This window comes from Curtobacterium sp. CFBP9011 (genome assembly GCF_034045095.1).
In the GTDB taxonomy this organism is placed as follows: domain Bacteria; phylum Actinomycetota; class Actinomycetes; order Actinomycetales; family Microbacteriaceae; genus Curtobacterium.
The window spans coordinates 190,989-208,915 of the sequence record NZ_JAXCWN010000005.1 but is presented as its reverse complement, the minus strand read 5'-3'; the positions used below and the strand labels follow the sequence as shown (position 1 = coordinate 208,915).

The 17,927-nt window shown below is 70.5% G+C and carries 19 protein-coding genes; 7 read left to right on the top strand and 12 right to left on the bottom strand.

Features of this window, described 5'->3' with window-relative positions; translation table 11 throughout:
• The first annotated feature begins 22 nt into the window (after positions 1-22).
• Positions 23-1,006 carry a VOC family protein gene (locus SOM35_RS12400; RefSeq protein ID WP_320515620.1) on the top strand — a complete coding sequence of 328 codons (984 nt, stop codon included), beginning with the start codon at positions 23-25 and terminating at the stop codon, positions 1,004-1,006.
• A 34-nt stretch (positions 1,007-1,040) separates the two neighbouring features.
• Here the strand turns inward: SOM35_RS12400 and SOM35_RS12395 are convergent, their stop codons facing one another.
• The 8 genes from SOM35_RS12395 to SOM35_RS12360 all read right to left on the bottom strand — a co-directional run bounded on the left by SOM35_RS12395 (position 1,041) and on the right by SOM35_RS12360 (position 6,288).
• Positions 1,041-2,114, bottom strand: a complete 1,074-nt coding sequence (locus SOM35_RS12395) for a hypothetical protein (RefSeq protein ID WP_320515619.1) — start codon at positions 2,112-2,114, stop codon at positions 1,041-1,043.
• 11 nt (positions 2,115-2,125) lie between these two features.
• Positions 2,126-2,728, bottom strand: a complete 603-nt coding sequence (locus SOM35_RS12390) for an ABC transporter ATP-binding protein (protein WP_320515618.1) — start codon at positions 2,726-2,728, stop codon at positions 2,126-2,128.
• Complete coding sequence (locus tag SOM35_RS12385; RefSeq protein ID WP_320515617.1) at positions 2,719-3,777, bottom strand: peptidoglycan-binding domain-containing protein; 1,059 nt, start codon at positions 3,775-3,777, stop codon at positions 2,719-2,721. The genes SOM35_RS12390 and SOM35_RS12385 overlap by 10 nt, the downstream gene beginning before the upstream one ends.
• Positions 3,774-4,184 carry a hypothetical protein gene (locus SOM35_RS12380; RefSeq protein ID WP_320515616.1) on the bottom strand — a complete coding sequence of 137 codons (411 nt, stop codon included), beginning with the start codon at positions 4,182-4,184 and terminating at the stop codon, positions 3,774-3,776. The genes SOM35_RS12385 and SOM35_RS12380 overlap by 4 nt, the downstream gene beginning before the upstream one ends.
• Before the next feature lie 210 nt (positions 4,185-4,394).
• Complete coding sequence (locus SOM35_RS12375) at positions 4,395-4,697, bottom strand: hypothetical protein (RefSeq protein WP_320515615.1); 303 nt, start codon at positions 4,695-4,697, stop codon at positions 4,395-4,397.
• 86 nt (positions 4,698-4,783) lie between these two features.
• Positions 4,784-5,224: a hypothetical protein gene (locus SOM35_RS12370; RefSeq protein ID WP_320515614.1), complete on the bottom strand. Its 441-nt coding sequence runs from the start codon at positions 5,222-5,224 to the stop codon at positions 4,784-4,786.
• Positions 5,225-5,382: 158 nt separating this feature from the next.
• Positions 5,383-5,655, bottom strand: a complete 273-nt coding sequence (locus SOM35_RS12365) for a hypothetical protein (protein ID WP_320515613.1) — start codon at positions 5,653-5,655, stop codon at positions 5,383-5,385.
• A gap of 354 nt (positions 5,656-6,009) precedes the next feature.
• A complete protein-coding gene (locus SOM35_RS12360) occupies positions 6,010-6,288 on the bottom strand; it encodes a hypothetical protein (protein ID WP_320515612.1) in 279 nt (92 codons plus the stop codon).
• 109 nt (positions 6,289-6,397) lie between these two features.
• On the opposite strand from SOM35_RS12360, the gene SOM35_RS12355 reads away from it, so the two are divergent.
• Complete coding sequence (locus SOM35_RS12355) at positions 6,398-6,964, top strand: GNAT family N-acetyltransferase (RefSeq protein WP_320515611.1); 567 nt, start codon at positions 6,398-6,400, stop codon at positions 6,962-6,964.
• Positions 6,965-7,192: 228 nt separating this feature from the next.
• On the opposite strand, the gene SOM35_RS12350 is transcribed toward SOM35_RS12355, so the two are convergent.
• Positions 7,193-8,698, bottom strand: coding sequence for a catalase (locus tag SOM35_RS12350; protein WP_221851477.1), 1,506 nt, complete (start codon positions 8,696-8,698; stop codon positions 7,193-7,195).
• A gap of 30 nt (positions 8,699-8,728) precedes the next feature.
• Positions 8,729-9,196 carry a Fur family transcriptional regulator gene (locus SOM35_RS12345; protein WP_320515610.1) on the bottom strand — a complete coding sequence of 156 codons (468 nt, stop codon included), beginning with the start codon at positions 9,194-9,196 and terminating at the stop codon, positions 8,729-8,731.
• A 162-nt stretch (positions 9,197-9,358) separates the two neighbouring features.
• Here SOM35_RS12345 and SOM35_RS12340 point away from each other — a divergent pair, with 162 nt between their 5' ends.
• The gene (locus SOM35_RS12340) at positions 9,359-10,663 is read left to right on the top strand and encodes an acyltransferase family protein (protein ID WP_320515609.1); all 1,305 of its coding nucleotides are present in this window, start codon (positions 9,359-9,361) and stop codon (positions 10,661-10,663) included.
• A gap of 136 nt (positions 10,664-10,799) precedes the next feature.
• On the top strand, positions 10,800-11,621 hold the full coding sequence (locus tag SOM35_RS12335; RefSeq protein WP_320515608.1) for a cytochrome c oxidase assembly protein: 822 nt from the start codon (positions 10,800-10,802) through the stop codon (positions 11,619-11,621).
• 491 nt (positions 11,622-12,112) lie between these two features.
• Here the strand turns inward: SOM35_RS12335 and SOM35_RS12330 are convergent, their stop codons facing one another.
• The gene (locus tag SOM35_RS12330) at positions 12,113-13,759 is read right to left on the bottom strand and encodes a DHA2 family efflux MFS transporter permease subunit (RefSeq protein ID WP_301222193.1); all 1,647 of its coding nucleotides are present in this window, start codon (positions 13,757-13,759) and stop codon (positions 12,113-12,115) included.
• Positions 13,756-14,382: a PadR family transcriptional regulator gene (locus SOM35_RS12325; protein WP_320515607.1), complete on the bottom strand. Its 627-nt coding sequence runs from the start codon at positions 14,380-14,382 to the stop codon at positions 13,756-13,758. The genes SOM35_RS12330 and SOM35_RS12325 overlap by 4 nt, the downstream gene beginning before the upstream one ends.
• Positions 14,383-14,549: 167 nt before the next feature.
• Here SOM35_RS12325 and purS point away from each other — a divergent pair, with 167 nt between their 5' ends.
• Genes purS through purL form a run of 3 tightly spaced genes read left to right on the top strand, consistent with a single transcriptional unit; the run spans position 14,550 to position 17,925 of the window.
• Positions 14,550-14,798, top strand: a complete 249-nt coding sequence (gene purS / locus SOM35_RS12320) for a phosphoribosylformylglycinamidine synthase subunit PurS (protein WP_111074888.1) — start codon at positions 14,550-14,552, stop codon at positions 14,796-14,798.
• Between the two features lie 2 nt (positions 14,799-14,800).
• Positions 14,801-15,496 (top strand): phosphoribosylformylglycinamidine synthase subunit PurQ, encoded by a 696-nt coding sequence (gene purQ, locus SOM35_RS12315; RefSeq protein WP_111074887.1) that lies wholly within the window; start codon positions 14,801-14,803, stop codon positions 15,494-15,496.
• Positions 15,497-15,543: 47 nt separating this feature from the next.
• Positions 15,544-17,925, top strand: coding sequence for a phosphoribosylformylglycinamidine synthase subunit PurL (gene purL / locus SOM35_RS12310; protein WP_290158101.1), 2,382 nt, complete (start codon positions 15,544-15,546; stop codon positions 17,923-17,925).
• Positions 17,926-17,927: the final 2 nt, after the last annotated feature.

Here is a 17,927-nt window from a genome sequence, read left to right as displayed (position 1 = left end):
GATCTCGGCGCAGACTGAGCGGATGAACTCGCAGGACCTCCTCGCCGCGGACACCGGGATGGGCGCCGTCACGCTCCGGGTCGCCGACCTCGATGCCATGACGGCGTTCTACCGGGACGGTGTGCGGCTGACGGTGCTCGTGCAGGAGGGGGCGCGGGTCGTGCTCGGGCGGCCGGCGGCGGGCGGGGGTGTGGTGTCGGCTGGTGGCACGGTGCCGGCGGGTGGCGATGTGCCGGTCGGGGGCACGGTGCTGGCGGGTGGTGCTGTGCCGGCGGGTGGTGCGCTCGACGTGCCCGTCGTCGTGCTCGAGCACGAGCCCGCGCTCCGGCACGCAAGCCCCGGACAGGCCGGCCTGTTCCACACCGCCGTCGTGTTCGACGACCGTGCGGACCTGGCCGCCGCGCTGTACTCCGTCGCCACGCGGTACCCGCAGTCGTTCACCGGCAGCGCCGACCACCTGATCAGCAACGCGTTCTACTTCACCGACCCGGAGGGCAACGGCGTCGAGCTGTACTGGGACCGCGACCGCACCGAGTGGTCGTGGACGCACGGGTCGATCGACATGGACACCGTGTACATCGACCCGAACGCGTTCCTGCAGGAGCACCTCACCCCCGAGGCGCTCGAGCACGCGGACGCCCGACCCGGCCGAGTCGGCCACGTGCACCTGTCGGTCGGGGACGTGGCCGCAGCGAAGGCGTTCTACGTCGACACGCTCGGCTTCGCGACCACCGCGGCGATGGGCAGCCAGGCGTTGTTCGTCAGCGCCGGCGGGTACCACCACCACATGGCGATGAACACGTGGAACTCCCGGGGAGCGGGTCGCCGGCAGCAGGCGCTCGGCCTCGGGTTGGTCCGGATCGAGGTCCCGGCCGTCGACGACCTCGGCGCGCTGACCACGCGCATGCGCGATGCCGGGGTGCAGACCGCGGACGACGGACGGACGGTCGCGTTCGAGGACCCGTGGGCGAACCGCATCGAGGTGACCACCGCAGGTCGCGGGTGACGTAATGGGCGTGCGCCGCGCCTCCCGGTCACCGTCATCGGGTGCGGAAGTACCGGTGCAGGTCACGCTCCCGGATCAGCGCGACGCTCGCGGCTCCCCCGACGACGACACCGACGAGTCCGAGCGCGCTGAGCACTGCGGCACCGGTGAGGATCGGCAGACCGTCGCCGGCCGGCAGGCCCCGGACCATCACGACGGACACGGCGAGTGCCAGCGTCGCGCCCACCGAGCCCCACGCCAGGTGTTGGACCGCGATGCCGAGCGCCTGCGCCGCCACACCGACCCCGACGTGACGGTCCGAGGCGATGGACAACCGCCGACGCAGCACCGCAGCGGACCCGACGATGAGCCCGAGTGCGAGCGCCACCGCCTCGAGCACGCCCGGGGCAGGCGGTTCGCTCGGGAGGAACGTCGTGCCGGATCGCGGGTTCAGCTGGCCGAGCGTCGACCGTTCGCCGTCCTCGGAACCGCTCGCCGGCAGCAGCGTCCGCCGGAGCGCGGCGACGGCGGACTCGTCCGCCGGCCAGATCGTCGCCCAGCACGTATCGAAGGGCGCGCCGTCGTCAGCGGCGGGTGCCAGGACCGCGTACGACAGCTCGGGGTCGCGGCCGTCGTCCGGGTAGGCGTAGACCCCGGCGACCGGGACCGGGCCGTCCGGGGTGGCGATGCGCTGGCCCACCCGGACGCCGAGGACGTCGGCCACCTCGGGGGCGACGACGACACCCGCGTCAGCCGTGGACCCGGCGACGCTGAACAGTGCGGTCGCTCCGCCGGTCACCTCGTAGGTCGGGATCGAGCTTCCCGGGAGCGCCGCGACGACCATGCCGTCCTCGGTCTTCCGGAAGGCCCCGGCGGCCAGCACGTTCGGCTCGTCGGCCAGTGCCGCGCACGCTCGCCCGTCGATCCGTCCGGCAGCCGTGAACACCTGCGTTGCGGCACCGGACGTCACCCACTGGGCGGCGGCGCGGACGTCGGCTGTGACGGTGACGGTCCGGCTGCCGACGACTCCGGCGAGCAGCACCGCCAGGACCACCGCGCAGACGACCCCGGCGCCGGCACCCGAGCTGAGGTCCCGCCAGGCTTCCCGGAGCACCTCGATCGTCCGCATGCGGGGCCGTCTCACCGGAACGCCCCGAGGTCCAGGACCGCCCCGCACGCCGCCCGGGTGGCGTCGTCGTGCGTCGCGACGACGACGGTGGTGCCGGCGGCTGCGAGTTCGGCGATCACGTCGTTCACCTCGGCCGCGGTCGTCCGGTCGAGTTGCGCGGTGGGTTCGTCGACGAGCATCAGCGTCGGGGCCGCAGCGACGCCCCGCGCGAGCATCAGCCGCTGCGCTTCCCCACCCGAGAGTTCGCGGAACCGCGCTGTGGCCCGGCCCGCGAGACCGAAACGCTCGAGGACGACCATGGCCCGGTCCTCGGCCGCACGTCGACGCATCCCTCGGGCGAGCAACGGCAGGGTCACGTGGTCGAGGGCGGTCCGGCGCGCCACCCCGTGCGGGTTCTGGAACACCCACAGCACGGCGGCGTCATCGGGCAGCTCCACGCGTCCGGAGGTCGGAGCGGTCATCCGGGCGAGGATCGCGAGCAGCGTCGACTTCCCGGAGCCGCTCGGGCCCACCAACGCCGTCACGGTGCCCTCGTCGAAGGTCCGGTCGACGTCGTGGAACAGCTCGGTGCCGTTCGGCCAGCGGTGCCCGACGCCGCTGAGGCTCACCGGCACGGCCGACCACCCTCCGGTGTCGCGCGGATGCGGTCGAGTGTGGTCCCCGATCCGGCCCGGACGAAGGACTGACCGAGTTCCGAACCGACGACCTCGACCCGGACGGGATCCCCGGTCACCGGTTGGACGCACGCGTGGTCGTCCCGGAGGTCCCAGAGCGCGGTCGGGGGGACGACCTGGACAGTGAGCGGCTCGGCGAGCGCCCACGTCGCCGGCAGCGTGGGGACACCGTCGGCGGACGCCACCGTCGCGGCGTACTCCGGCAGCACGCCGATCTGTGCGAGTGCTGCCGGGTCCGTCACCACCCCGTGGTCGTCGACGGCACTGCGGAACTGTCCGACGGTGATCGCACGCGGGCCGGCCACGACGTCCGCCGGGAGCTGCTCGATCCGTGCTCCGCGCAGTTCGGCGGGCAGCTCGACGAGCGTGCCGTCGGCGTCCACCGGCGCCCCGACCACTGCCGTGCAGGTCCGGACCGTTGCCTCTGCCGCGGGGATCCACGCGAAGGCCGAGCGCTCGATCGTGCCGTCCGAGAGCGCCGAACGGGGAACGTCGTGGGCCAGGAGGAACGACCGCGCTGCCCGGAGCGTCCCCGGTCCGACGATCCCGTCGACGGTGATCCTCGAACCAAGTCGAGCGAGTTCCTGTTGCAGTCCGCGGACGTCCTCGCCCCGGTCGTCGTCGTGGAGGTCTCGGAACAGCGGCGTCCCACTGGCCAACGCGATCACCGGCAGGTCGTCGACCCGGGCGATCTCCGTGCCGCTCCGGAGGACTCCGCCGGTCGCACACGACGACGACGTGACGATGCCGGTCCGGCTCGTGACCACAGCGCGGGGCGCACCGGTGTCGAGCGCCAGCTGCACCTGGTGTTCGTCGGCGTCCGACCGCTCGGTGACCGCCACCGTCTCGACCGGGGTCGCCGTCCGCAGGGCCGCGGGCGGATCGGCCGGGAGTGCGAAGACCGCGCCGACACCGGCGGCTGCAGCGACCAGCAGGCTGCCGAGACCGAGGAGCGAGCCGGACAGCATGCTGTTGCGCCGCCCGCTCATCCCTGCCGCCAGAGGCCGAGTGGGTCGAGTCGACACTGCACGGCAGCGGGGTCGTACTCGTCGAACGAGAAGCTGCCGGTGTCGTTCTCAGACCGCCATCGGCGTTCCGTGTAGTCAGCGCCGACGAGCCCGGACTTCCGCAGACACGCGGCGGTGATCTTCGCGTCGTCCTGCTTCTCAGGGTTCCGTCGAGTCTCGGTGAAGAGGTACGTGATGCTGTGGTCCCATCTGTCGAGGCACGCGAGCCGCAGCTGCTCGAGCGCGGCGTCCACGTCCTTCGTGAGTTCGCTTCCGTCCGAGGCCGTCACCTCGTAGGTGTTCTCCTCGGTCCACTCGAGGTCGAAGCCGCCGTCGCGCATGCACGTCTGCACTCGACGGTGCGAATCACTGACCTCAGCAGCGGTCACGACACCGTCCGCCAACACGTTCCGTTCGTAGGGCGAGCCCTCGTCTCGAGCCTGCGCGAACTCCGCACCCCATGGACCGTCCGCCGGTGCAGAGCGAGTGCCGTGACGAGCATCGGTTGAACCGGAGGTGCAGCCAGCGAGGGCTCCAGTCGCGAGCATCACGGCGAGGAACCGGACCGCCGTCGGTAGCGAGAGCAACTCACGCGCCGATCAGGCTCGGACCATTCCGTACTGCGTCACGTTGGGGTAGCAGAGCTTCTCGAACGACCAAGCATAGGCACCGACGGTGTTGCCGTACTTCTTCGTGCTGTTCTTGATGATGTTGAAGTGGACCGCCCTGCCGCACCCCGTGTAGTTCTTGCCCTTCGTCTGGGTGATCTGACCCCAGCACGCCGAAGCCGTCGCCTCTGGAGCCGACACTGCATCGAACGCAACCCCTCCGCTGACGACGATGCCGACGAGCGCAGTACTGATGAGCAACTTCTTCCTGATGGTTTCCTCTCTGTTCGCCACGGGCCTCGTGGCAGTCGGAACTGCTGCAATTTCGGAAGCAGAGTGCAGGTCCGCTTCTCGGCGGACCCTTCCGCTGCGCCGTCCGCTCATCCCTGCCGCAAGAGGCCGAGAGGGTCGAGTCGACACCGGGTCGCCTCCGGGGACCACTCCTCGAAGGAGAAGTGGTCATCGGCCTGTTCGCTCCGCCATCGCCGTTGTGTGTAGTCCGCGCTGACGACTCCCGAGCGCTGCAGACATGCCACCTGGATCGTGGCCTCGGCCCGGTGCTCAGGGTTCCGTCGGACCGCGTCGAACAGCATCGAGATGTGATGGTCGAACCGCCGCGAGCAGTCAGCCAGGTACGACGCGACCTGTTCGATGCTCTCGCTCTGACGATGCAACGGATCGATGTCGGCAGCACCGTCACGGTGTTCCTCGTACCGGTACCCGTGGCCCCGCATGCACGTGCTCGTCCGTGCTCGTGCATCAGCGCGTTCGTCGGCGGTGATCACCCCGTCCGACAGGATCCCCACTTGGTACGGAGCCACCGCTGCCTCCGCGAACTCCACCGCCCATGGACCGGCGGCAGCGAAGACGGCTGGGTCGATCCGATGAGGGGTCGGCTCGACGGGACCTGGAGCCGACTGGGCGCATCCGCTCAGGGCCAAGGCGGACACCGCCCATGCCACGCACCACCGCCGCCGCCTCACGGCGTCCGCCACAGCCCGAGCGGATCGAGCGTGCACTGCCTCGCTGCCGTGTCGTACTCCGGGAACGAGAACACCCCCGCGTCGTACTCGGCCCGCCACTTCCGCTCGCTGTAGTCCTTGCCGACCAACCCGGCCTGCTGCAGGCACCTGACGGTGATCGCCGCCTCGTCTTGCTTCTGCGGGTTCCGACGCGTCGACTCGAAGAGGAAGGTGATGCTCTCGTCGTACTTCTTCTCGCAGGCTTCGAGAACACGGTTCGTCTTGCTCATGTCGTTACTCGGCGGCGCACCCTTCAGGCTGCCGATCTCGAATCCGCCATCAGTTGCGTAGGAGATCGAGTACCCGGAATCGGCCAGGCATCGGCGAACGTGATGGTGAGTTTCCTCGAGCTCAGCAGCTGTGACCCTCCCGTCGCTCAGCACGCCTGCTTCGTAATCTGAGACGCCGAGTGACAGCGCCTCGCGGAATTCAGGTTCCCACGGGCCGGCAGATCCGAGTGGCGCGTCGATCTCGGGCGTCGGTATCGGCCCAGCATTCGCACTCGAGCACCCCGCGGCGACGAGCGAGACCACGGCCGCGCCGACGAGAGCCCTGCAGACACGACCGCGATCACGCCCGCTCATCTACTTGGCCGTCATGCCGTACGACACGACGTTCGCCCAACAGGCGTTCTGCGTCGAGTACTTGCCCCGCCCGACCCAGGCGCCGTACCGCGGGTTGCTGTTCCTGATCGCGTCCCAGTGCCGGGACGACGAACACGTGTTGTTCTTGCCCTTCCAGATGCTGACCGAGCCGTAGCAGGCCGCCGCCTCTGCCCGGGGTGCGGTCGCGGCATCGAGCGCGACCGTGCCGCTGACGAGCGTGCCCACGACGGCTGCGCCGAGGATCAACTTCGTGATCATGTCCATTCCCTCCATCTCTGCGAGCCCCTCGCAGTGATGTGCAACGTATTACCCTTCACCGGCCGACGCAACTATTCATGTCGCATCTCGAATAGCCCAAGATGGGCGTATGAGCGAAGACATCCGGTGGGAGGTGGTCGAGGAGAGCGCACTGACGCTCACCGACCACGAGGCGATCGCAGCGATGCTGGCGCAGGCGTTCCCGAGCTGGTCGCACTGGTACGTCGGGGGCCGGAGCTGGTCCGGGATGCAACCCGAGCGCCGCGTGCTCGGCCGGACCGCGGACGGCGTCGTCCTGGCCCACGTCGGCATCCGCCGGATGTTCGTCACGGTCGGCGGCGAGGACGTCCTGGTGGGCGACACCGGCCTGGTCGGTGTCTCACCACGCTTGCAGGGCACCGGGGTGGGCCGCGAGCTGATGGAGCGGGTGCACGACGTGCTCGACGGGCTCCGCGTGCCGTACGGCTTCCTCGGCGCCGGCGAGGACCGGATCCCCTTCTACGCCCACATGGGCTGGCACGAGTTCCCCGAAGCGATCGGCACCTTCAGCGCCTTCACCGCGGAGGGCGCCGGCGTCGTCGAGACCGAGCAGGGCGGCTGGATGGTCCGGCCGGTGACGGCCCGGCTCGAGGACTGGCCGGAGGGTCCGATCCTCCTCAACGGCCAGCAGGTCTGAGAGACCCGATCCCGACGCGCCCGCCTGTGGTCGCCGAGCGGTCAGGAACGGTCGCACCGGGCCTCCCGGAACGACGGTTGCTGACCACTCGACGGAACTGAGCGGGGAGTCTCGACCGGTCGGGGCGCCATGCGCTCCGGGCGGCCGAGCAGGCGGGCCGACAGACAACAGACGGGAGGCGCGGTGCGAGTCGAACTCGCACCGCGCCTCCCGTCTGTGCCCCAGTTGCTACGCCTCGACGGCGACCTTCTGCGGGTCCTCGTTCGAACCCGGCGCGCTCGGCGCGACGGCCGCACGGACGCGCGCACCGAGGTCGGGGTCCACGCTCGTCCAGTAGGCGAAGACGCGCTCCCGCAGGTCGTCGCGCGTCACCTTGGAGACGTGGCCGGCGATGTTGCCGACGAGACGCTCGCGAGCGGCGTCGTCGAGGACCTCGCGGTAGAGCGTGCCCGCCTGGCCGAAGTCGTCGTCCTCGGGGTGCAGGGTCGCGGCGGAGCGCTGGAGCGCACCGTCGGACTCCCAGCCCGGGGCGTCGTCAGTCGCGGTCGGGTCGGCGTGGGCGCCACCGAGCGAGTTCGGCGCGTACACGGGGACTTCCGACTTCTGGAAGTCGAAGCGCATCCCGCCGTCCTTCGAGTACGAGTGCACCTCGTTCTTCGGGGCGTTGACCGGCAGCTGCGCGTGGTTCGTGCCGACCCGGTAGCGGTGGGCGTCCGCGTAGCTGAAGATGCGCGCGAGGAGCATCTTGTCCGGGCTGGCCGCGATGCCGGGCACGAAGTTCGAGGGGGCGAAGGTCGCCTGCTCGATCTGCGCGAAGTAGTTCTCCGGGTTGCGGTTGAGCTCCATCGTGCCGACCTCGATGAGGGGGTAGTCCGCGTGCGGCCACACCTTCGTCAGGTCGAACGGGTTGAAGCGGTACTCGGCCGCCTCGTCGTAGGGCATGACCTGCACCTTGAGGGTCCAGCGCGGGAAGTCCTGGCGCTCGATGGCCTCGTGGAGGTCGCGGATGTGGAAGTCCGCGTCCTCGCCGGCGATGCGGTCGGCGTCCTGCTGGGTCAGGGTCTTGTGACCCTGCTCGGTGATGAAGTGGTACTTCACCCAGAAGCGCTCGCCCTCGGCGTTGACCCACTGGTAGGTGTGCGAACCGAAGCCGTCCATGTTCCGCCAGCTGGCCGGCAGACCACGGTCACCCATGAGCCACGTGACCTGGTGCGCCGACTCGGGCGACAGCGTCCAGAAGTCCCACTGCATGTCGTGGTCGCGGAGGTGCGAGCCCGGCAGGCGCTTCTGCGAGCGGATGAAGTCCGGGAACTTGATGCCGTCGCGGATGAAGAACACCGGGGTGTTGTTGCCGACGAGGTCGTAGTTGCCCTCGGACGTGTAGAACTTCAGCGCGAAGCCACGGGGGTCGCGCCAGGTGTCGGGCGAGCCCTGCTCACCGGCGACGCTCGAGAAGCGGGCGAGCATCTCGGTGGTCTGGCCGGGCTGGAGGAACGCGGCACGCGTGTACTGCGAGACGTCGTGCGTGACGGTGAAGGTACCGAACGCTCCGCCGCCCTTGGCGTGCACGACGCGCTCCGGGATGCGCTCACGGTTGAACTGGGCGAGCTTCTCGACCAGGTAGTGGTCGTGCAGGGCGAGGGGGCCGTCGGCCCCGACTCCCATGGAGTGCTGGTCACTGGAGACCGGGGCCCCGCTGTTGGTCGTGGTGGTGGGCGTGTTCTGGTCGGACACGGTTCCTCCTCAGGTGGAACGTAGGTTCGGTCAGGATGGCTCGGGTCGGTTCGCAGCCACGGCATCGGTGTCGATGCCGCTCTGCTCGGCTGCCGCACACTGCTCGCAGATCCCCCAGTAGGTGACCTCGGCGGTGGTGACGGCGAAGCCGTGGGTCTCGGACGGCGTCAGGCACGGTGCGTGTCCGACGGCGCAGTCCACGTCACCGATCGCACCGCACATGGTGCAGACGATGTGGTGGTGGTTGTCGCCCGTCCGCCGTTCGTAGCGGGCGGGGCTGCCCGCCGGTTCGATGCGGCGCACGAGGCCGGCGCCGGTCAGTGCGCCGAGGACGCCGTAGACCGCCTGGTGACTGGTGGTCGGGAGTTCGGCGGCGAGCGCCGTGACCAGGTCGTCGGCGGTGGTGTGCGGTCGGGTCTCGATGGCCCGGAGGGCGGCGAGACGCGGCGCGGTGACGCGGAGGCCGGCTCCGCGGAGCAGTTCGGTGCCGTCGACCATGCGGAGCCCTTCTCTTGCAGGATTCAAGACAACGCCCACTGTACACGGCTGAGGCGGTCGTGCGGGCGACACATGCGCCTCCCGGAATGCAATGTGTCACGATCGTGTCGCGATCGGCTGGACCCTGCCTGGGAGGGGTGGAACGACCGGTAGCGTCCTGCCATGTCCATGCAGCAGGCCGACGCGTCGGCGAACACCGCTCAGGACGTCCGGGGGGCCATCGCGCAGCGGGACCTGGTCGTCGACCTCATCCGGACGGCCTGCGTCGTCCTCGTCGTCATCGTGCACGTCACGATGGTCGGCGTCGGCTCCGACGCCGCGGGTCTCCGGGTGACGAGCCCGCTGCAGGAACTGCCCTGGTACGTGGCGGCGACCTGGATCGGCCAGGTCATGCCCCTCTTCTTCGTCGTCGGCGGCTTCGCGAGCGCGGTCGGCTGGCGCAGCACCGTCGCCCGTGGTGGTGGGGCGCGGGACTGGGTCGCGACCCGGCTCGTGCGGCTGTACCGGCCGGCGGTGCCCCTGTTCGCGGTGCTCGCGATCGGGCTCGGCATCGCAACCGTCCTCGGGACACCGGCGGACCTGCTGAGCGAGCTGGCGTTCGGGATCGGGTCGCCGCTCTGGTTCCTCGCCGCCTACGGAATCACGCAGTGCTGCGTGCCGCTGATGGCCCGGCTGCACGCCAGCGCTCCGTGGCGCACCCTGGCGGTGCTGCTCCTGCTGGCCACGGTGGTCGACGCGGTCCGCCTCGGCACCGGGGTCGCCGAGGTCGGGCTCCTCAACCTCGGTCCCGTGTGGCTGTTCGCGCAGCAGCTCGGGTTCCTCTGGGCCGACGGCTGGTTCGCCCGACGCTCGAAGCTCCTGCTGGCGGGAGTCGCGGTCGTCGCCTACGCCGTCCTCGTGCCGATCACCTCGGTCGGACTCTGGGCGCCGGACATGCTGCAGGACCTCAACCCGCCGATGCTCCCGCTGGCACTGCTCGCGGTCGGGCAGGCCTGCCTGGTCCAGCTCGTCCACGCCCCCCTGACGCGGCTGATGCACACCCGTCCCGCGCAGGCCGTCGTGTTCCTGCTCGGCCGCGACGGCATGACGATCTACCTGTGGCACCTGCCGCTCTTCATCCTGCTCAACGGCATCGGGCTGCTCGTCGGGCTGCCGTTCCCCGACCCGGGCTCGCGCACCTGGTGGGCCACCCGTGTGATCGCGGTGGTCGTCCTGCTCGCCGCCACCCTCGGCGTCGCCCGGGCCGTCCGGCGCTTCGACCGCCCGCTCCCCCGCCTGGTCCCCGGTGCGGACCGCCCGGCCTGGCCGGTCCTCGCGGTCGCGGCGCTCTGCACGATCGGCCCGGCGTTCGCGGTGATGCAGCTGCACCTCTCGTTCCCGCTCGCGCTCCTCGGAGCGGTCGCCATCCCGGTCGGCACGGGGTTGCTGAGCAAGACGGTCGCGGCCCGGGGCGTGCGGACCATGTAGGGATCCTCATCTGGCGGAGCCGGGTCGGGCCTCCCGTCCGGAGGAAGATGTCTCCCGCAGCGCGACCACCGGGAGGCACCCCACGCCGTCACCCTCCGAGTTCTGGAGCACCTGGCACCTCGACCCCCTGGCGGCGGTGCTCCTCGTCGTCGCGGCCGTCGCGTACGGCGCCGGTCTCGTCGCCGCACACCGCCGCGGCACCCGCTGGCCGTGGTGGCGGACCCTGGCGTTCGTCGCCGCGCTCGCCCTGTTCGCCGTCGTGCAGTTCGGGATCGTCGGCCAGTACGACCGCCAGCTGCGGTGGGCCTTCGTCCTGCGGATCGCCGTCCTCTTCTTCGCGGTCCCCACCTTCGCCGCGCTGTCCGGCCCGTTCGCGTTGCTGCGGACGGGAGGCCCGACCCACCTCGCCGAGTCCGCCGACGCCGTCCTGCGGTCGCGCCCGGCACGGTTCCTCGGCAACGCGATCGTCTCGCCGTTGGTCGCCCTCGCGCTGTTCTGCGTGATGCTCACTCCGCTGGCGGCCGTGCTCCGGCAGTCCCTGGTCAGCAGCGTGGGGATCACCGTCCTGGTGCCCGTCCTCGGCTTCGGCCTGCTCGCACCGCTGTCCGAGGTCGGGGTGCTCCGCTCCTCTGCCTTCGCCACCGCCGAGTTCCTGCTGGCGTTCGTGGAGCTCGTGCTCGACGCGGTGCCGGCCGTCGTGATGCGTGTCAGCGACCACGTGCTGGACGGAGCCGGACGGGTGGCGTTGCACGTGCCGTGGGCGCCGTCGCCGCTGCGCGACCAGCACCTGGCGGGCGACCTGCTGTGGTTCATCGCGGAGGTGGCGGACGTCCCCGTGCTCATCGCCCTCTTCATCCGGTGGCAGCGCTCCGACCGCCGCGAGGCTCGCGAGGTCGACGACCTGACGGACGAGCAGATGGACGCGCTGACGCGGGAGCACCTGCAGCGTCGGCCCTGAGGGGTGAGGGGCGCGGGCCGGAGGTCCGGCCTGCCGGCGCGAGCGGGCGGAACACCAGGGTCTGCGCACTTCTAGCCGCGCAGATCTGCCCGTTCGATCCGCGCCGGGCGTCCGCTGCGCGCGAGCGGGCGGAAGAACCGGGTGCCGCGAGCACAGGGGGTGCGAATCCGCCCGCTCGACGCGGGGCGGGCCTCCCGGGCTGGCTGGCAAGTGCGCGGGACGGGGTGAGCGGGCGGAATCGCCCGCCCAGGGCGACCCGGGAGGCGCGTATCCGCCCGCTCGCCAGCCTGCGTCCGCCTCGGGGACGACTCACGGGCAGCGCACCTCCGCGAGCGGGCGGAATCCCCCGGTTCCGCGGACGCCAGCGGCGCACTTCCGCCCGCTCGGCAACCACGCCGGCTGGCCCCGACACCGCCGGGGACCGCTCCGACACGACGGAACCCCGGCCCCTCGAGGAGGGACCGGGGTTCCGGTGGTGCAGGACGCTCGGGCTACGCCTCGACGTGCTTGCCCGGGTGCTGCCCGGCGGCGAGCTCGTCCGCGGCGGTCGCGGGTGCGGCGGCCGCGGCGTGGGCACCGACGTGCTCCCGCTCGTCGTCGGCCGGAGCCGCGTCGGCGGACCCGTCGGGCTGCGTGGCGACCGATCCGGTCTGCTTCCAGGCGACGGTCTGCTTCGGCTTCGCCAGGAACAGCGCGGCCACGATGGCGGCGATGAGCACGACGGCCGGCAGGACGAGGGACTGGCCCATGGCTCGCGAGAACGGCTCGAGCAGGAACCCGGGCAGCGACCCGGTCTGCTCGGCACCAGCGCCGGAACCGCCGGACTGCTGCGGGAACTCGGCGGTGATGCGGGCCTCCATCAGGGCGGCGATGCCGGCGGAACCGAGCACTGCACCGATCTGACGGGTGGTGTTGTAGACGCCCGAGCCGGCACCGGCCAGACGCGGCGGCAGGTTGCGCGTGGCGGAGACGGACAGCGGTCCCCACATGCAGGCGTTGGCGAGGCCGAGCAGGGCGCTCGGCAGGAGCACCCAGCCCCAGTCGGCGTTGGCGGCGATCAGCGCACCGAACCAGAACAGGCCACCGGAGAAGCAGGCGAGGCCGAAGGAGGCCACCCAGCGCGGGTTCCAGACGTTGAGCTTCTTGCCGACGAACGGCGCGAGACCGGCCGAGATGACCGCCTGCGGCACGAGCAGCAGTGCGGCCTGGGTCGGCGAGAAGCGCAGGACGTCCTGGGCCCAGAGCATGATCGGCAGCGCGAAGGACGAGATGGCGACGCCGACCGCGGTGATCGCGATGTTCGCCAGGGTGAAGTTGCGGTCCTTGAACAGGCCGAGGGGCAGCAGCGGTTCGCCCTTCTGCACGCCCTGCCAGACGACGAACGCGACGAGCACGACGATGCCGGCGATGATCAGCGACCAGACCGAGATCGGGCCGGTGATGGTGCCCCAGTCGTACGTCTCGCCCTCCTGGATGCCGAAGACGAGCAGGAACAGACCGACGGCGGAGAGCACGATGCCCAGGTAGTCGAAGCGGTGACCGTGGCGCTCGAAGGACGGGACGAACTTCTGCGCGAGGACGAACGCGACGATGCCGACGGGGACGTTGACGAAGAAGATCCACTCCCAGCCGAAGCCGTCGACGAGCAGGCCGCCGACGATCGGGCCGACGAGCGACGCGACACCGGCGACCGCACCCCAGAGGCCCATGGCCGCGCCGCGGTTCTGCGGCGGGAAGATCCGCGTGATGACGGACATCGTCTGCGGGGTCATCATCGCGGCGCCGAGGCCCTGCACGACGCGGGCGAGGATGAGCATCTCGATCGACCCGGCGAGACCACACCACAGGCTGGCGAGGGTGAAGACGACGAGCCCGACCTGGTAGAGCACCTTCGGGCCGAAGCGGTCACCGAGACGGCCGGTGATGAGGAGGGGCACGGCGTACGCCAGCAGGTAGGCGCTGGTCACCCAGATGACGGCGTTGATGTCGGCGTCGAGCGCCTTCGCGATGGTCGGCGTCGCGACCGAGACGATCGTCGAGTCGACGAGGATCATGAAGAAGCCGACGACGAGTGCCCAGAGCGCTGGCCACGGCTTCTTGCCGTGCTCCAGGTCGGCGGCGGTTGATGCGGATGTCATCGAGTGGTGTCCTTGCTGTTGCTGTTCATCGTGTTGTCTGCGGGGGCGTGGGGTCCGGGACCCGGACCGCCCCAGGGGACGTCGCCACGCTCGATGCGTGCGACGGTGGCGTGCAACCACTCGATCTGCGCGGCGAGCATGGCACGGACGTACGACACGTCCAGCCAGTACCGCTCGGGCAGGTCCTTGGCCCGGACGACGTCGAGGATCTCGTCCGTCTCGGCCTGCTTGCGCTCGAGGGCGGAGGCACGTGCGGACAGGGCGCAGACCGCCTCGTCGCGCGCGATGTTCTCGATCTCGGCGACGGCCAGGTGGAAGACCGGGTACTCGTCCGCGGGCTCGGCGAGCAGGTGGAGCAGACCGTCGTGGAGGACCGTCCTGCCCTGGTCCGTGATGGCGTACGTCGTGCGCTCGGGCCGGTTCCCCTCGCGCTCGGTACCCACTGCCTGGGCGTGACCGAGCTCGACGAGTCGCCCGACCTGGTGGTAGAGCGTGCCGGGCCGGACCTTGACGTTCCGGGCGTCCCGTCGGTGCACCATCGTCTGGAACATCTCGTAGGGGTGGGTGGGACCCTCGTTCAAGAGCCCGAGTGCCGCGTAGGCGAGGGGCGTCAGTTCCGACACCGTGCCTCCCGGGGGTGTGTGGACGTGCGAGTGGTTCTAACGGTCGAAGCCGAATGTTCGACTTGGAATAGTACGTCGTGGACCAGTTCTCCACAAGCGCCCGACGCGCCGTGCGCTGGACCTAGACTGGACACGTCCCCACCCGACCCCTGTGCTGGAGTGAACACGTGCCAACGATCGTCGTCGAGGTCATGCCGAAGGCCGAGATCCTCGACCCCCAGGGCAAGGCCGTGGGCAACGCCCTGGCCCGCCTCGGCAAGAACGACCTGACCAACGTCCGCATCGGCAAGCGATTCGAGGTGTCCGTCGACGGCCCCGTCGACGACGCCACGCTCGCCGAGGTCCGCGAGATCGCGGTCGACGTCTTCTCGAACGCCGTCATCGAGGACGTCGTCTCCGTGAGCGTCGTCGAGTGACGATGCGCATCGGGGTCATCACCTTCCCCGGGTCGCTCGACGACCGCGACGCCCAGCGCGCCGTGCGTCTCGCCGGGGCGGAGCCGGTCGCGCTCTGGCACGGTGACCACGACCTCCAGGGTGTCGACGCGATCGTCCTGCCGGGCGGGTTCTCGTACGGGGACTACCTCCGTGCCGGTGCCATCGCCGCCAAGGCCCCGATCATGGCCGAGGTCATCGACGTCGCCGGCAAGGGCATGCCCGTGCTCGGCATCTGCAACGGCTTCCAGATGCTCGCCGAAGCCCGTCTGGTCCCCGGCGCGCACACGCGGAACGCCCACCAGCAGTTCATCCGCCGCGACCAGGTGCTCCGCGTCGAGAACGCCGACACCGCCTGGACCTCGGGCTTCGACGCGCAGCAGGAGATCACCATCCCGCTGAAGAACGCCGACGGCCGCTTCGTCGCCGACGCGGACGAGATCAAGCGCATCGAGGACAACGGCCAGGTGGTCTTCCGCTACGTCGGCGTCAACCCGAACGGGTCGATCGACGACATCGCCGGTGTCTCGAACGAGCGCGGCAACGTCGTCGGCCTGATGCCGCACCCCGAGCACGCAACGGAGCCCGGGTTCGGCCCGGACACCCGCGCCGCCATGGCCTCCGGTACGGACGGCCTCACCTTCTTCACCTCCGTGATCGAGCGCGCGCTCGTCAAGTGACCGCGACTCCAGCGCCCGCGACTCCAGTGACAGGGAACGACAACACCGTGACCACGCCCGTCCGCCCGAAGCCCGACACCGTCCAGGACGCCGCTGAGACGCCCGACAAGGAACAGCCCTACGCGGCGCTCGGGCTGAAGGCCGACGAGTACGCGAAGATCCGCGAGATCCTCGGTCGCCGCCCCACCTCGGGTGAGCTCGCCATGTACTCGGTCATGTGGTCCGAGCACTGCTCCTACAAGTCGAGCAAGAACTACCTCCGACAGTTCGGCAAGAAGGTCACGCCGGAGATGACCAAGAACCTGATGGTCGGCATGGGCGAGAACGCCGGTGTCGTCGACGTCGGCGACGGCTGGGCGGTGACCTTCAAGGTCGAGTCGCACAACCACCCGTCCTACGTCGAGCCGTACCAGGGCGCGGCCACCGGTGTCGGCGGCATCGTCCGCGACATCATCTCGATGGGTGCCCGTCCGGTCGCGGTGATGGACCAGCTCCGCTTCGGCGCGATCGACCACGAGGACACCGCACGCGTCGTGCACGGCGTCGTCGGCGGCATCTCGTTCTACGGCAACTGCCTGGGCCTGCCGAACATCGGCGGCGAGACCTACTTCGACCCGGTGTACCAGGGCAACCCGCTGGTGAACGCCCTGGCGGTCGGCGTCCTGCGTCACGAAGACCTGCACCTGGCGAACGCCTCCGGTGCGGGCAACAAGGTCGTGCTCTTCGGTGCCCGCACGGGTGGCGACGGCATCGGCGGTGCCTCGATCCTCGCGTCCGACACCTTCACCGAGGGCGGCCCGACCAAGCGTCCGGCCGTCCAGGTGGGCGACCCGTTCGCCGAGAAGGTCCTCATCGAGTGCTGCCTCGAGCTGTTCCAGAAGGAGCTCGTCGAGGGCATCCAGGACCTCGGCGCCGCGGGCATCTCCTGCGCGACCAGCGAGCTCGCGAGCAACGGCGACGGTGGGATGCACATCTCCCTCGACGACGTCCTGCTCCGCGACCCGTCGCTCACGGCAGAGGAGATCCTCATGTCGGAGAGCCAGGAACGCATGATGGCGGTCGTCCGCCCCGACAAGCTCGACGCCTTCCTCGAGGTCGTCGGCAAGTGGGAGGTCGAGACCAGCGTGCTCGGCGAGGTCACCGGCACCGGCCGTCTCGTCATCGACTGGCAGGGCCAGGAGATCGTCAACGTCGACCCGCGCACCGTCGCCGTCGACGGCCCCGTGTACGACCGCCCGGTCGCCTACCCGACCTGGATCGACGCGCTGCAGGCCGACGGCGCCGAGTCGCTCGACCGTCCGGAGACCGGCCCGGCCCTCAAGGCGCAGTTCCTGCAGCTGCTCGGGTCGCCGAACCTCTCCGACAAGCGCTGGGTCACGAACCAGTACGACACGTACGTCCTCGGCAACACCGCGCTGTCCTTCCCCGACGACGGCGGCATGATCCGCGTCGACGAGGAGACCGGCCTCGGCGTCGCGATCGCCACGGACGCCAACGGCCGCTACTGCCAGCTCGACCCGAAGCAGGGCGCCCGGCTGGCCCTGGCCGAGGCGTACCGGAACGTCGCCGTCACCGGTGCCGTCCCCGCCGCGGTCACCGACTGCCTGAACTTCGGCTCGCCGGAGAACCCCGAGGTCATGTGGCAGTTCTCCGAGGCCGTCGAGGGCCTGGCGGACGGCTGCATGGAACTCGGCATCCCGGTCACCGGCGGCAACGTGTCGTTCTACAACCAGACCGGTGACACCCCGATCCACCCGACGCCCGTCGTCGGTGTCCTCGGCGTGATCGACGACGTCGCCAAGCGCATCCCCTCGGGTTGGCAGGATGACGGCCACAACATCTACCTGCTCGGCACCACGAGCCTCGAGCTCGACGGTTCGGCCTGGGCCGGCACCGTGCACGACCACCTCGGTGGGCGTCCGCCGATGGTGGACCTCGGGCGCGAGAAGGCCCTGGCGGAGCTCATCGCCGCCGCCGCCGACGAGCAGCTGCTGACGAGCGCACACGACCTGGCGGACGGCGGCCTCGGCCAGACCCTCGCCGAGTCGGTGCTCCGCTTCGGTCTCGGGGCCCGCGTCGTGCTCGACGAGCTCGAGTCCCGTGACGGCGTGGACACCGCGACCGCGCTGTTCTCCGAGTCGACCGGCCGCGTCATCGTGACCGTCCGGCGCGAGGACGACGTGCGATTCCAGGGCCTCTGCACGGGCCGGGGCTACCCGGTGCTGCGCATCGGTGTGACCGACGCCACGTCGGGCTCGCTCGAGGTCCAGGGTGCGTTCGAAGCGACGATCGACGAGCTCCGCGGTGCACACGGCGCGACCCTGCCGTCGTACTTCGGCGACGTCATCAAGGAGAACGTCACCGAGGGCTACGTCGGTCGCGGGCCGCTGGACGACCACGGCTCCTTCTCGCCGCGCACGGACTCCTGACC

What these genes read in the sequence shown, in the direction of transcription:
- SOM35_RS12400 (WP_320515620.1), top strand. Translation starts at nt 23, where the DNA reads ATGAACTCGCAGGACCTCCTCGCCGCGGACACCGGGATGGGCGCCGTC.
- SOM35_RS12395 (WP_320515619.1), bottom strand. Translation starts at nt 2,114, where the DNA reads ATGCGGACGATCGAGGTGCTCCGGGAAGCCTGGCGGGACCTCAGCTCG.
- SOM35_RS12385 (WP_320515617.1), bottom strand. Translation starts at nt 3,777, where the DNA reads ATGAGCGGGCGGCGCAACAGCATGCTGTCCGGCTCGCTCCTCGGTCTC.
- SOM35_RS12365 (WP_320515613.1), bottom strand. Translation starts at nt 5,655, where the DNA reads ATGAGCAAGACGAACCGTGTTCTCGAAGCCTGCGAGAAGAAGTACGAC.
- SOM35_RS12360 (WP_320515612.1), bottom strand. Translation starts at nt 6,288, where the DNA reads ATGATCACGAAGTTGATCCTCGGCGCAGCCGTCGTGGGCACGCTCGTC.
- SOM35_RS12355 (WP_320515611.1), top strand. Translation starts at nt 6,398, where the DNA reads ATGAGCGAAGACATCCGGTGGGAGGTGGTCGAGGAGAGCGCACTGACG.
- SOM35_RS12345 (WP_320515610.1), bottom strand. Translation starts at nt 9,196, where the DNA reads ATGGTCGACGGCACCGAACTGCTCCGCGGAGCCGGCCTCCGCGTCACC.
- SOM35_RS12340 (WP_320515609.1), top strand. Translation starts at nt 9,359, where the DNA reads ATGTCCATGCAGCAGGCCGACGCGTCGGCGAACACCGCTCAGGACGTC.
- SOM35_RS12330 (WP_301222193.1), bottom strand. Translation starts at nt 13,759, where the DNA reads ATGACATCCGCATCAACCGCCGCCGACCTGGAGCACGGCAAGAAGCCG.
- purQ (WP_111074887.1), top strand. Translation starts at nt 14,801, where the DNA reads ATGCGCATCGGGGTCATCACCTTCCCCGGGTCGCTCGACGACCGCGAC.